The organism is Pseudoalteromonas sp. NSLLW24 (genome assembly GCF_015864725.1).
Lineage (GTDB): Bacteria > Pseudomonadota > Gammaproteobacteria > Enterobacterales > Alteromonadaceae > Pseudoalteromonas > Pseudoalteromonas arctica.
Genome location: NZ_JADYWQ010000011.1, coordinates 1 through 13,967 on the forward strand (window position 1 = coordinate 1; position 13,967 = coordinate 13,967).

A 13,967-nucleotide genomic window follows, 5' to 3' on the forward strand; every position below is an offset into this window, starting at 1 on the left:
ATTGCTTTATATTGTTAAAGAACGTTTTGAGTCGCTTTAGCGACTCAAGGGATGCGAATAATACACCCTTTATTTTTCGAGTCAACACTTAGTTTTAAACTTTCTTTTAGAAGATTTAAAACCGAAGTTTTATTTAACTCTCTGAGTAGTTCGTGCCTCGCTATGCGTTGGCGTTTCCCGTCTCAGTGGGGTCGCATTATAGGGAGCGGCGGATTTTACGCAAGCGTTATTTGCATAAAATAGTAATTAAAATTAAGCCCCAAGCAAGCACACATGATAAGCACAAGTTACCCACAAAAATCTGTTGATAACTCTTGTTTTTACATAGCTAAACCATTCTATAGCTTTTAATTAAAACCCTGAAAATACAAAAAGCACCTTATATAGGTGCTTCTCAAAAGTAATAGTTATTAGAATCTAGGGTCTGTTTGTCTTTCAAGGTTAAATTTGCAGCAGCCTGTTTGGTATTCAGGCAAGGCAGAGCCTATTCAGTGTGGTTACTCCCCATAAATAGGCGATAACGTAGCATTAATGCCAAACAGGCGCTGTCCAAAGGATTCTTCCTAGGTGCTATTTACTCTTTGTTGCTCGGTTTTTACTTAGCCCACTAGGTTACAAATCTCGCGCCGCGATTAAACAACCCCTAGTTTGAACAAATTTTAATCCGCAAAGAGCAACAGACCCTAGTATAAAATACTATATAACTTGCGACGATACTTTGCTGCGAGTGCGTCGCCATCAGGTAAAGAGGCAATAATGGCTAAAAAGCTTGGTTTCGCTTCATTGAAATTCAGATCTTTTTGCAGCACTGTAAATAGTATATCCAATGCTTCTTCTTTTCTGCCTGCTTCATTGAGTAAAATACTGAGCTCTTCTTTTAATTCTAGGTCATTTGGGTACTTTTCTACTTGTTGTTGCTTTTCTTTAATCTCTGGTGAGTCTTTTGCTTCAAGCGCAGCTTCGCATTTTGCTTTTATATTATTAAAGTAAGCATCTTGCTCTTGTACGTCTATTGTATTTATAAGCGCTTGGGCTTCATCTACCTTGTGAATTTGAATACATATGTCTGCTAGCACTAATTTGATACGTGCATTACCGCTGTCTATTTCATAAGCTTGCTTTGCATAATTAAATGCAGCATTTAAATCTGACTTTAATAACGCTTGTTTTGCTTGCTCTAACAGTAAGTCTTGTTGCGCAGGTAAATGCTTTGCTAGGGCTTCGCGTATTTGTGCCTCACTTTGAACACCTGCAAGTAAATCTAATGGTGCAGAGTCTTTTAATAATACAAGCGTAGGCAGAGTTTGAAGACCAACTTGCTGCGCAAGTTGAGAAGCGAGTGCTTGCTCTGCATCGCAATCTAGGTTTGCTACTACTATATAGCTTGCATATTCAGCCGCTATTTTATCTAAAATTGCAGCCTGTCCGATGCAGTCAGGACTTTGAGGAGAGAAAAAGTTAAGCAACACCAATTTTTGCTGTGATGTTTCACCGAGTACTTGTTGAAGGTTTTGCGCATTAATACTAACTATGTTGCTCATTGAATTGATTGCCATATTCATCTATTTAGGTTTTTATATGGTGGTGAACATAATAATTACAAGTCATATACCTAAATCATCCGGTATACATATTCAACAATGAGGGAAAACATGAAATTAACTTATCTAAGTGCAATACTTTTATTAGCAAGCCCATTAGTACAAGCAAATGGACTCGATTTGAATTTAAGCAAAACCATGCCAGCTATAGAAAAGTTTTACCTTGATTTACACCAATCGCCAGAGCTTTCTTATCACGAACAAGAAACGGGTAATAAAATAGCGGATAAATTAACTCAGCTGGGTTTTAAAGTAACAAGTAATGTAGGTGGCTTTGGTGTTGTCGGCATTTACAAAAACGGAAACGGTCCAACCGTGATGATCCGTACTGACACCGATGGCTTACCTATTATAGAGCAGACAGGAAAGTCCTATGCCTCAAAAGTTAAAGTAATAGACGAGCATGGTGCGAAAGTAGGTGTAATGCACGGTTGTGGCCACGATATTCACATGAGCTCTTTTATTGGTACTGCTGAGCAATTAATAGTACACAAAGATCAATGGAAAGGCACTTTGATGATGGTTGCACAGCCTGCCGAAGAAGTTGGTGGGGGTGCTAAAGCCATGTTAGGCGAAGGACTATTTAGTAAATATGAAAAACCTGATCATATAATTGCTTTGCATGTAAGTGCTAGCGTCCCCGCTGGTAAGGTATCAATGAAAAATGAATACACTATGGCAAGTGTAGATTCTGTCGATATTACAATTAAAGGTAAAGGTGGTCATGGTGCTTATCCGCATACAACTATAGACCCTGTGATTATAGCTGCACGCACAGTACTTGCTCTGCAAACAATCACAAGCCGAGAACTTTCACCGCTAGAGCCTTCGGTTATTACGGTTGGGTCTATTCATGGTGGCTCAAAACATAATGTGATTTCGGATGAAGTAAAACTACAACTCACTCTCAGAAGCTATAACCCAAATGTTAGAAGTGCTCAAATAGCAGCAATAAAACGAATCACGGCAGGTATTGCACAAAGTGCTGGCCTAAATGAATCAAACTACCCTGTAGTATATGTACATGAAGATGAATCTATTCCATCTACTTATAATAACCCTGCACAAACAGACATTGTTAGAAACTCTATTGCCAGCGCAATTGGTGATACTAATGTGCTTGAAACACAAGCTGTAATGGCGGGTGAAGACTTTGGCCTATACGGACGCACCGATGAAAATATCCCGATTACCTTATTTTGGCTAGGAGGTGTAAACCAAGCACAATATGCAGATTCGATAAAAACAGGTGAAGTACTCCCTTCCCTACACTCTAGTAAATTTGCACCAGATTATAAAGTTGCTATCCCTACCGGAATAAAAGCAATGAGTAACGCTGCTGTTGCTTTATTTAATAAGTAACCTGAATTCTGGATAATAAATCTATCTCAAGCAGAGTCCAGGTTAAGTAATATCGTTTAATAAAATGGCTCTGTAGCTAACTAGCAACAGAGCTTTTTTTATAACTCGACTTTTTAAAGGTCGTTTTTCCATCTCGTTTAGCAAAACGTTTTTTAGGTGAGCTTTTTGGTAACCTTGCAAATGCATTGCTATCGCAGTTTGCTGCTAATTGTACAAACCCATTTAAGTCAGCAAGTAAAGGCTGTAAAAATTGCTGATAACTCATTACTTGCTGCGCGATATCACCTAAGCTCGATTCCCACTTTGCGGTTAAATCAGGACTCGCTAAACCTTGTGGTAATACGCTAATAAGGGCAAGGCCCGTTTCGGTCGCTTTAATTGACTTACCTTCACGTTTTAAAAAACGCCGCTTAAATAGCAACTCGATTATTCCCGCACGTGTTGCCTCCGTACCTAAACCATCAGTGTCTTTTAATACTTTTTTAATTTGTGGATCTTTAACATAACGACTAATGCCGGTCATCGCAGCCAATAATGTAGCATCGGTAAAATAAGCAGGGGGTGATGTATGCTTTTCGACTACTTCGCCTTGCTCACAAAAAAGAGACATACCTTTTGTTAAAGGAGGTAACGTAGCTTCATCTTTTAATTCAGACTTACCCATTAATACCTTAAAGCCTAAGCTTACATCTTGTTTTGCATTTGCTTTAAATAATCCGCCAGCGATTGTTATCTCTGCTTTAGTTTCGTTATATATATAGTCGGGATAAAACTGAATTAGGTAATGGCGGCTTATTAATTGATATACCTTCGCTTCGTCACCGCTCAAACTCGCTGACTTTAACTGCTTAGCCGTAGGCACAATGGCATGATGGGCAGCCACTTTTGAATCGTTAAAACATTTACTACGCTTTTTTACATCAGCCCCATTTACTAATTCACTGCTTTGCCCACCATTAGCACTTATAGCTTTAAAAATAGCTGATGCATCTTGATGGTGATCTTTAGGTAAATAACGATTATCCGAGCGTGGGTAAGTAATTAATTTATGACGTTCGTAAAGTATTTGGCAAATATCCAACACTTTTTGAGCTGGCATACCAAATGCTTTAGCCGCATCGATTTGTAGTGCAGATAAATTATAAGGTAATGGAGCACTTTGTTTTTTTTGTTTTTGGTCAAGTGAAGTAAGCTCAGCACTTTGCTTTGTAATGCGTGAAGCAACATTTTGTGCGAGTGCTTTGTTAAGTATTCGCCCTTCTTCATCTTGATGTGGCTCACATGCTTTACTAGGAACCCACTTAGCTATGAATGGCTGGTTATCTGGAGTAAGTAAATGCGCCAGTACATCGTAAAAAGGCTTAGATACAAAGTGTGCTATTTCGTTATCTCTATTAACAACAAGACCTAAAATAGGGGTTTGTACTCGCCCTACCGAAAGCACATTACCAAACCCTGCTTTTTGCCCAGCTAGTGTGTATGCACGTGTTAAATTCATACCAAATAGCCAATCAGCACGAGAGCGCGCTAAAGCAGATACACTTAGCGGAATAAAATCTCGATTAGAACGCATAGTACCCAGTGATTTTTTTACCGCCGATAAGTTTAAATCACTAATGAGTAAACGTTGCGTACTCTGCTTTTTAGCCTGACTTATTTTAGCTTCTTCAATTACTTGATCGACTAGTAGCTGGCCTTCACGGTCTGGATCGCCAGCGTGAATAAGTTGCGAGGCTTGTTTAATTAATTTTTTTAAAACAGTGAGCTGTTTGCGAGTTTTGGTTTTGGCTTTTAACTTCCACTGTTCAGGTATTATAGGTAAGTGTTCAAACTGCCACTTTTTAAAGCGCTCATCGTAATCATCGGGTTCTGCTTGTTCTAGCAAATGTCCAATACACCACGATACACAATCGCCATTAGCGACTTCTATATAACCATCATATTTTTTATGTGGTTTTGGTAACGCATCAGCAATAGCGCGTCCAAGTGAAGGTTTTTCTGCAATGTAGAGTTTCATAGCCTGCTCATCACTGTTTATATAAACAGTAGTCTAGCACAGCTATTTTAAAGGAGGGAACTTTTTGTAACTATTGGCTAGCTGGGCTTTTTTTGTCTTTTGTTAAAATATAAATAAGCGGAAGATAACAAACAACAACGGTGCCTATATTAATAAATGGCAATAAGGTTTTATAAATGTATGTACTATAAGAAAGATCCCATAAATGGCGGTCGACTAATCTAAATAGCTGTAAAATTGGTGCCATAATAACAACCAATTGACCTAATACGCATTGCCATAAATAAACCTTATCTTTTAAACCCAGATATGCGATGAGTGCCATCCAAGCAATATCATTAAAGGCCCAAACAAGGTATCGATAAACATAAATCCCATTATCAAACTCTTTCAAGTAAGGATGAATAATGGTTCCATATAAAAAAAAAGCGGCTGTAATTAAAGCGAAACGCAGGGCCAAATAATCTTTTCTAAAATAAAAGATGAAAATAGCAGGGCTTAAAATAAACACCCAACTAGTATCTAATATCAATATAGTCTTTAAAAACCATTCAGGCATTAGAGTTAATCAAGTTTTTTTTCATCATCGTCATTACCACCGCCATTTCCTGGCATATGACTAAACTTATCGACCTTTTTCATAAACTATTCCGTTACATTTGTTAAAGAAAGCATACTTTATGATAAATAAGTGTGTTTGCCAATAAAAGTTATCTTACATCTATAGGAGCTGACTCTTTTGCTTTACCTTGTAATATAGATATTTCTACTCGGCGATTCCTGCGGCGATCTTCATCGGTGTCATTCGGTACAAGTGGTCGTGTTTCAGCTCGACCAACCACCATCATTCGCGTTTTATCAAATCCTTGGACTTTTTGCAGTTCACTTGCAACGGCTACAGCACGCTTTGATGATAGGTCCCAATTATTAATATATAACTCATTTGATACCTGAAAATCATCTGTATGGCCAGATACTGTTATTTCACCGGGTACATCTTTTAACAGCACACCGATATCTTGAATTATAGGTTTAAACTTAGGTTGTAAAAATGCACTACCTGAAGGAAATGAACCATTCTCCCTAATTCGAATAATTATTTGCTGCCCTAAAGACTCAAGCTCAATTGCGCCATCGATTATTTGCTTTTCAAGCTGCTGCGCTATCTTTTTAACAAGCTCGTTAGTTTGCTCCTGATCGGCTGCTGAAGTTGCTTGCTCAGAAGATTCTTCTTGTGAGGTACTACGAGATTCGCCACCGCGTTTATCCCCGCGCTGTTCTTGCCTGCCGCCTGCTGAGCTTTCATCGCCAGCCTGAAACTCTAACATTTGTTGAGTCATTTCGACTGTTTGCTGCTGAATGGTTTCTATTGGGGTTGGCTCTGGTTTGCCTGGGGTAAACTCCATGGCAATAACAGAGGTCCCTTTAGGGATGTCTTTTACTTCAATTTTATTCTGCACGCCAAAAGCAAACTTCATAGAGCCCGCAATTTGTTTAAACTTAAGTACATCCATTTCTGAAAACGCGAGCAAGAGTACAAAAAAGCACATTAACAGTGACATTAAATCGGCAAACGTTCCCATCCATGCAGGTAGACCTGGTGGTGGACATTTGCACTCTTGATCAGACATAGTTACTCCTCGGTATCTACTTTGCGTTTAGATTCAGCTAAGTAATTTTTCAAAATACCTTCGATTACTTTTGGATTCTGACCATCTTGTATGCCTAAAATAGCATCCAAAATTAAACGCTGATTCATCGCTTCCTCGTCTTTACGCAGTTCAAGTTTTACCTGAATAGGAATTGCCACAACATTGGCTAAAAACGCGCCATATAAAGTTGTTAATAGTGCTACTGCCATTGCCGGACCAATTGCCTTTGGGTCATCCATGTTAGACAACATTGCAACCAAACCAATTAGAGTACCAATCATACCCATTGCAGGCCCTATATCAGCTAACGACTTAAATAAACCCGCGCCCAATTCATGGCGAGTCGTGGTTAGAGAAATATCTTTTTGAAGTGTAGCGCGAACTACATCTGCGTCGTGGCCATCAACGAGCATATCGACGCCTTTGCGCATAAAGGGGTTTGGAATTTCAGCTTCTTCGAGTGCTAAAAAACCGCCTTTACGAGCTGAATCCGCAAGTTCTACTGCTTTTTCGATAAGTATTTCTGGCGTTTCGATTTTAAACATAAACGCTTTGGCAACAACTTTACCTATCCCCAAAAATTGCGACATGGTGAAGTTTGATAAAACAATAAAGAGTGAACCACCAAATACAATAACCACAGACGGGGTATTGTAAAACATAGCCATTTCACCGCTACTACTCATAAACATAGACATGACAATTAAGCCAATTGCGCCTAGGATCCCGATTATGGTTGCTAAATCCACATTTCCTCCAGAAGTTTCATGCTTAATGGCCTTATCATAAACTTTTATTATTAACTGCTTATCGGCAACATATTGAATTGCTTAAGCCATTTTTATAAATAAACATAAAAAGCAGCCTTTAGCACTATCTTAGATCAAGTTATAAGGGCTACCTAATTATCAATTGATTTATTAAACCAACAGACCGCTATTAAGGCTTTATTAATGCACTTGAAATATAATTTAACGTTATAAAGGTAAAAAACCAATATCATCCTTTGACCTAGTTTAGCATTCCCCCTAAAATTGACCCCTAAATTTATTATGTAAGCTGAAATAAAGATGGCGACTAAAAAACCTGAAAACTTAAGTTTCGAACAAGCACTAGAAGAATTATCTACAATCGTTAGTGACATGGAACAAGGTGACTTATCGCTTGAGCAATCGTTAAAGCAATTTGAGCGTGGAATTGCATTAGCAAGTGCTTCATCAGGGAAATTACAGCAAGCAGAACAAAAAGTATCAATTTTGATGGGGAATGGCGAAAAGTCAGTACTTACAAATTTTGATAATGATATGGAATAGCTGTGAGCATAAAAAATCATATTGAACTTGCTCAAAAAGATGTAGTAGCGACCTTACAACAGCATTTTAACCAGCCTCTCGATACAGAAGAAACGGTAAAGAACGCCACCCAGTATGGATTATTTAATGGCGGTAAAAGATTACGTCCATTTTTAGTTTATGCCACAGGTAAAATGCTCGGCGCAAACCATCAAGACTTAAACGTACTTGCTGCTGCAATTGAGTGTATTCATAGCTATTCGTTAGTCCATGATGACTTACCAGCAATGGATGATGACGACTTACGCCGCGGACGCCCTACTTGTCATATAGAGTTTGGCGAGGCAAATGCAATTTTAGCCGGTGATGCTCTTCAAACTCTTGCTTTTGAGCTTATTGCGAATCACAAATTTGAATGCTCATCGCAAACACAAGTAAAAATGATTGCTACACTTGCCCACGCATCAGGCCTTCAGGGTATGGTTGGCGGACAAGGTCTTGACATAGCAGCAACTGATAAAGTAATTACCGTACAAGAGCTTGAGCGAATACATAAGCTAAAAACCGGAGCTCTAATTAATTGCGCAATTACACTTGGTGCACTGTGCAGTGAAAAGGCTGATCAACAAACCTTAGAAAATTTAAGTGTTTTTGGGTATGCTATAGGGCTAGCATTTCAAGTACACGACGACATTTTAGATGTTGAAGGCGATACAGTTATTTTAGGAAAGCCACAAGGCTCCGATATTGCCGCGAATAAAGCGACATATCCGGCGTTATTAGGTATGCTAGGCGCTAAAGAAAAGGCGCAGAATTTAATACAACAAGCCCATGAAGCGTTAGCAAATATAGATGCTGACACAACACTTCTTGCGTCGCTAGCAAATTATCTAATTGAGCGTGACCACTAATTTTTGCTCATACGTATTGCAATTAGCACTGACATTATTACTCAACATTAATTATTCGTAAAAGCTTTGAATTAATTAATGTTAGCGAAGGATATATATAAAACCATGACACTTGATAGTAGCAAGTATCCATTACTTAATTTGGTTGACGAGCCAGCCCAATTGCGTGACTTAGCGCAAGACAAACTCCCTGCATTTAGCAATGAGCTGCGCGATTATTTACTCAACTCAGTATCGCAAAGTAGCGGTCATCTAGCGTCTGGTTTAGGGACGGTTGAACTAACCGTTGCCCTGCATTATGTTTATAACACTCCAGACGATCGCCTAGTTTGGGATGTGGGTCATCAAGCTTATCCGCATAAAATTCTTACTGGTCGTCGCGAGCAAATGCACACCATTCGCCAAAAAGACGGTTTGCACCCTTTTCCTTTTCGCGATGAAAGCCAATACGATACGTTTAGCGTAGGCCATTCAAGCACCTCTATTTCAGCTGCCTTAGGTATGTCTATTGCCGCACAAAAAGAAGGTAAAGGTCGAAAGTCTGTAGCCATTATTGGTGACGGAGCTATAACCGCAGGCATGGCATTTGAAGCGATGAATCATTTAGGTGATGTAAAATCAGACATGCTTATTATTTTAAATGATAACGAAATGTCGATTTCTGAAAATGTTGGCGCATTAACAAATCACTTTGCTCGAATTTTATCAGGTAGCTTTTATACTAACATTCGTGAAGGTAGTAAAAAGTTACTCTCAGGTGTGCCTCCGGTAAAGCAACTTGCCAGTAAAATGGAAGAGCACATTAAAGGCATGATGATCCCGGGTACCTTCTTTGAAGAATTAGGCCTAAATTACATTGGTCCCATTGATGGTCACGATGTAAACATGCTTGTAGATACATTACGTAATATGCGTAATTTAAAAGGCCCACAGCTTTTACATATAAAAACCCAAAAAGGTAAGGGCTACAAACCGGCTGAAGCCGATCCTATTGGCTATCATGGTGTACCAAAATTCGATCCGAGCACAACTAGCCTACCTAAATCTAAACCTAGTGCTGCTACTTTTTCAAAAGTATTCGGCGATTGGTTATGTGATATGGCCGAACAAGACAGTAAGTTAATGGCTATCACGCCTGCAATGCGCGAAGGTTCAGGCATGGTACGTTTTTCTAAAGAGCATCCAGATCAATACTTTGATGTAGCTATTGCTGAGCAGCATGCCGTTACTTTAGCCGCTGGCTTTGCCTGTGAAGGTTTAAAACCTGTTGTTGCTATTTACTCAAGCTTTTTACAACGTGCGTATGACCAATTAATACATGATGTTGCACTGCAAAACTTACCTGTATTATTTGCCATTGACCGCGCTGGTATTGTTGGAGCCGATGGTGAAACTCACCAAGGTGCGTACGATTTAAGCTTTATGCGCTGCATTCCAAATATGGTAATTATGGCACCAAGCGATACCAACGAATGCCGCCAAATGCTATACACCGGTTATAAAGCAAACTGCCCTGTTGCAGTTCGTTATCCTCGAGGTAGTGCAGGTACTGCAGACATTGAAAGCACTATGCAACTGCTTGAAATAGGTAAGGCAGATACAATTAAGAAAGGCAGTAAAATTGCCATTTTATCGTTCGGTACATTACTTGAAAATGCACAGCTTGCTGCAGATGAATTAGATGCAACGCTTGTTAATATGCGTTTTATTAAACCACTTGATACCGCACTTTTAAATGAGCTTGCAACTAGCCACGCTGTAATTGTTACGCTTGAAGATAATGCGATTGCTGGCGGTGCCGGCTCTGCAGTTAACGAATTCTTAGCAACGCAAAAAGCTGATATTAATATCCTTAACTTAGGTATTCCTGATGAGTTTATTAAACACGGCACCCAAGATGAAATGCACGATGAAATGGGATTAGGCGAGCAAGGAATATTAACCGCTATTAAAGCGTTTATTAATTAACTTCCTATACATCTAAAGTTGAGCATATTAAAAAAGGAGCCTAGGCTCCTTTTTTAATATCAAATATTGCTGATCAGCGCATCCACACTTTAATATCAGCTAGGCCATTGCTTTGTAAAATACCTAATTGTTGATCAACGTTAGAATTTTGTTCAAACTCAAATGCATCAAGCTGATCATCAAACGTAATATTTGCAACACCATCACCACCGCGCTTTTTAACTTGGTGCAATGAAATATCAGCTAGGTTAATAGATGTCTCCCAGCTAATTACCTGCCCACCCAAAAGTGGTAATGGATAAAATGACCAACCAATTGATGCCGTGATATTAGTTGTTTTTCCATTTGGTAATTGGAATGAATTAGCCGCTATTACTTTACAAAGATCTGAAGCATAGCTGTCTATTTTATTGCATTTAAAATCACGTAATAATAGTAAAAACTCATCACCACTCCAACGTGCCACATAGTCAGAACCCTGCGTACGCGAATTTAATAATGCAGCCATTTGCTGTAAGCAGCTATCACCTGCAATTGGGCCATAGGCATCATTGATACGGCTGAAGTTATCAAAGTTAATAATTACCAGCACCAGTGACTTGCCTTGTGCCTGCAGCGATTGTGAATTACGTTGAAAGTGTTCAATATCTTTAGGGAGTTGATCAAACAAAAAGCGACGACTACGCAGCCCTGTTAGCTCATCTGAGTGACTAACTAATTTAAGCTGTGAATTCACTTGGCCTAATTTATCATTAGCTTGACGAAGCTCTAAGGTACGCTCGGTGATCAAGCCCTCTAATGCTTCTTGTTTTCTACGCTCTTGCGCTCTAAATACCCAAAAAATAAGGTAGAAAAGCAAAATAAAACCACTGGTAATTAAAAGCCTAAAGTAAATAGTTTCGTCAAAGCGCTCAGGCACTACAAAGCCGTATTCTACTTCTTGCGCTTTAGTCCAGTCTTCACCTTGGCGCTTCGCTTCTAACTGAAACAAAAACGAGCCTGGAGGCAAGTTAGTATAAATAGCTTCACGTCGCGTATTAGCATAGCGCCAGTCACTATCTAAGCCACTTAGTTTATATCTAAATTCAATACTGTTTGGTGCATAGTAATCAATAGCTGTGTAAGTTAGCGTTATATCACGCTCGTCTGTTTCTAATGATGGTTTTTTACCAAGCGCAGCGGTGGTTAAATGACGAAGTGGTGTTGTTATTGTTTCTATTGTTGGCTTTAATGCAAGCACACCAAATAGCTCTACATTTTTAGGTATTTCAACAACACCTTGTAAGCTTGGGTACCAAATAGAATTGCCGGTGTCTGCTACCGCATCATGCCCAAGCCCACTACAACATTGATTCGCTTTACCATCGAGTTGACGGTCAAAAGATGAAATCACTTCTTCAACTTTTAAGCTTTTTATCTCTGTTTTAAATTGCTCTACAGGCATTCTGTAAACACCTTTCATGGTGCTTACCCAAACATGTTTTAACTTTTCATCATATTCTAGGCTAAATATAGACCCATACGGTAAACCATTAGCGGCATCGAGTTGACGCCACTGCCCTTGCGTACTTCTGTAAAAAAGCCCATCGTTAAGAGAGCCGATTAAAATACCCACGCCATCTATATGTAGCACGCTAGTTACGTATGCACTTTCAAGTGTTGTTTGGTCACCAATTTTTTCAATGCCACGGTCTGTAAAGTAATATGCGCCTTTACTAGTACCAATCACACCAAAGTTTGTTTTATCCAATACGTAGGTAATAAACTTACTACCTAAAAAAGCGTTATATGCAAAAGGCGTTAAACCAGCATAATTTAATCGATATAAACCGCGTCCGGTACCAATCCAAAAACCGCCTTTACTAGAGCGACTTATTGCAAATACCGGGTTATCGCGAAGCGCTCGACCAGGGACGGTATAGAGTGTCTTGTTTTCAAAAACAAATAAGCCGCGCCCCGTGGCTATATATAATCGTTCACCATCGAATTGTAGATCGTGTACTGACGCGTATCCATATTTACTACTTGGAACTAAATTAATAAAACTTTTATCTAAATCGAAATAACCAATGCCGCTTTTGTTAGCAACCCACAGTTTTCCATCAGGAGCTTGGCTGATAGCCATAACAGACTCGGTCATATCTGAAACAGCTGAATGCCTTTCTACTCGCCCTTCATGGGCAAGCCATAAGCCTTCACTAAAACTTGCTAACCAAACGTTATTTTTATCATCTCTAAAAATATCAGCAAACCATATGCTTTGATCAAGTTGGCTTGGTTCTACCCATTGCCACTCACCGGTTTTATCTCTAAATAATAAACGTCCATAAGTCGAAACCCATAAGCCACCATCGGTATCACTCATAAACTTATAAACGGCTGAGTTATTTGCATTAGGTAAAGGAAAAGGTCTTAGTTCGTCATCTAAATCTAAAAAGTATGCACCTAGCTCAGAGGCTATATACAAATTACCGTTTAAGAATGATAAATCGTGCACTATGGTTTGCGCTAAGCGCTCTGGTAACGATATTTTAGCGGTAAGCTCTAAACGTAGTTTAGAGAAATCTGATGAGTTTTTAGTAAGGCGTAATAAATGACGATCATTAACCAGCCAAATACCTTCAGGAGAGAGTGCCATTTGGCTAACAGAGCCAACAATTTGGGTAATTACGGTAGCATTAACAATAGGTAGGGGACCATTTACTTGAGTGCGTAAATCAACTTGCCCTCTATCTACATAGTATAAACCATTAGCCGCAATCCATATGCTGCCTTTAGAGTCCTCAAGAATATCTCTTACCGGACCTTTAATATTAAACTCTTGTGCTGCAAATGTGGCTGGATTAATAACTACCAAGCCACTTTTAGTACCTACCCATAATAAGCCACTAGAATCGACTAAAAGTTTATTAATACCATTACTAGGCAAGAACGGGCTATTTTGCGTGTTGTAGTTTGTAAATGTTGTGCCATCAAAACGGCTTAAGCCAAACTGAGTACCCAACCACATATAGCCTTGCTGGTCTTGTACTACGCTTTTAAGTGATTGCGAAGGTAGACCATCTTTTATATTCCATTGCTTAACTACGTAATCACTAATTGAAGCCCAACTTGGTGTCGCGCACAACATCAGTACACAAACCAGTAAAAATCGCATCATATTG

Annotated in this window: 10 protein-coding genes; 4 read left to right on the forward strand and 6 right to left on the reverse strand. The window is 39.2% G+C overall.

Annotated features, from left to right (window positions below):
- Positions 1 to 683: 683 nt before the first annotated feature.
- Positions 684 to 1,541 carry a tetratricopeptide repeat protein gene (locus I6E72_RS12475; protein ID WP_197112488.1) on the reverse strand — a complete coding sequence of 286 codons (858 nt, stop codon included), beginning with the start codon at positions 1,539 to 1,541 and terminating at the stop codon, positions 684 to 686.
- Positions 1,542 to 1,652: 111 nt separating this feature from the next.
- On the opposite strand from I6E72_RS12475, the gene I6E72_RS12480 reads away from it, so the two are divergent.
- A complete protein-coding gene (locus I6E72_RS12480) occupies positions 1,653 to 2,963 on the forward strand; it encodes a M20 metallopeptidase family protein (RefSeq protein ID WP_165723092.1) in 1,311 nt (436 codons plus the stop codon).
- Positions 2,964 to 3,039: 76 nt separating this feature from the next.
- On the opposite strand, the gene I6E72_RS12485 is transcribed toward I6E72_RS12480, so the two are convergent.
- From I6E72_RS12485 to pomA, 4 genes are all read right to left on the reverse strand, one after another.
- A complete protein-coding gene (locus tag I6E72_RS12485; RefSeq protein ID WP_165722044.1) occupies positions 3,040 to 4,980 on the reverse strand; it encodes a DNA topoisomerase III in 1,941 nt (646 codons plus the stop codon).
- Between the two features lie 70 nt (positions 4,981 to 5,050).
- Positions 5,051 to 5,539, reverse strand: coding sequence for a hypothetical protein (locus I6E72_RS12490; RefSeq protein WP_024593682.1), 489 nt, complete (start codon positions 5,537 to 5,539; stop codon positions 5,051 to 5,053).
- A gap of 151 nt (positions 5,540 to 5,690) precedes the next feature.
- Positions 5,691 to 6,611, reverse strand: a complete 921-nt coding sequence (locus I6E72_RS12495) for a flagellar motor protein MotB (protein WP_007587113.1) — start codon at positions 6,609 to 6,611, stop codon at positions 5,691 to 5,693.
- A gap of 2 nt (positions 6,612 to 6,613) precedes the next feature.
- On the reverse strand, positions 6,614 to 7,381 hold the full coding sequence (gene pomA / locus I6E72_RS12500) for a flagellar motor protein PomA (RefSeq protein WP_007587114.1): 768 nt from the start codon (positions 7,379 to 7,381) through the stop codon (positions 6,614 to 6,616).
- A 321-nt stretch (positions 7,382 to 7,702) separates the two neighbouring features.
- Between pomA and I6E72_RS12505 the strand changes: the two genes are divergently transcribed.
- The 3 genes from I6E72_RS12505 (at position 7,703) to dxs (ending at position 10,803) form a co-directional block, all read left to right on the forward strand.
- Positions 7,703 to 7,945: an exodeoxyribonuclease VII small subunit gene (locus tag I6E72_RS12505; protein WP_002961738.1), complete on the forward strand. Its 243-nt coding sequence runs from the start codon at positions 7,703 to 7,705 to the stop codon at positions 7,943 to 7,945.
- Positions 7,946 to 7,947: 2 nt separating this feature from the next.
- Complete coding sequence (gene ispA, locus I6E72_RS12510) at positions 7,948 to 8,835, forward strand: (2E,6E)-farnesyl diphosphate synthase (protein WP_197102821.1); 888 nt, start codon at positions 7,948 to 7,950, stop codon at positions 8,833 to 8,835.
- A 105-nt stretch (positions 8,836 to 8,940) separates the two neighbouring features.
- Complete coding sequence (gene dxs, locus I6E72_RS12515; RefSeq protein WP_197112490.1) at positions 8,941 to 10,803, forward strand: 1-deoxy-D-xylulose-5-phosphate synthase; 1,863 nt, start codon at positions 8,941 to 8,943, stop codon at positions 10,801 to 10,803.
- 73 nt (positions 10,804 to 10,876) lie between these two features.
- Here the strand turns inward: dxs and I6E72_RS12520 are convergent, their stop codons facing one another.
- Positions 10,877 to 13,963, reverse strand: a complete 3,087-nt coding sequence (locus I6E72_RS12520; RefSeq protein ID WP_007587118.1) for a ligand-binding sensor domain-containing diguanylate cyclase — start codon at positions 13,961 to 13,963, stop codon at positions 10,877 to 10,879.
- Between the last annotated feature and the right edge of the window lie 4 nt (positions 13,964 to 13,967).

Excerpts from the sequence above, each read along its gene's own strand:
- I6E72_RS12475 (WP_197112488.1), bottom strand. The coding sequence starts at position 1,541 with ATGAGCAACATAGTTAGTATTAATGCGCAAAACCTTCAACAAGTACTC.
- I6E72_RS12480 (WP_165723092.1), top strand. The coding sequence starts at position 1,653 with ATGAAATTAACTTATCTAAGTGCAATACTTTTATTAGCAAGCCCATTA.
- I6E72_RS12485 (WP_165722044.1), bottom strand. The coding sequence starts at position 4,980 with ATGAAACTCTACATTGCAGAAAAACCTTCACTTGGACGCGCTATTGCT.
- I6E72_RS12490 (WP_024593682.1), bottom strand. The coding sequence starts at position 5,539 with ATGCCTGAATGGTTTTTAAAGACTATATTGATATTAGATACTAGTTGG.
- I6E72_RS12495 (WP_007587113.1), bottom strand. The coding sequence starts at position 6,611 with ATGTCTGATCAAGAGTGCAAATGTCCACCACCAGGTCTACCTGCATGG.
- I6E72_RS12505 (WP_002961738.1), top strand. The coding sequence starts at position 7,703 with ATGGCGACTAAAAAACCTGAAAACTTAAGTTTCGAACAAGCACTAGAA.
- dxs (WP_197112490.1), top strand. The coding sequence starts at position 8,941 with ATGACACTTGATAGTAGCAAGTATCCATTACTTAATTTGGTTGACGAG.
- I6E72_RS12520 (WP_007587118.1), bottom strand. The coding sequence starts at position 13,963 with ATGATGCGATTTTTACTGGTTTGTGTACTGATGTTGTGCGCGACACCA.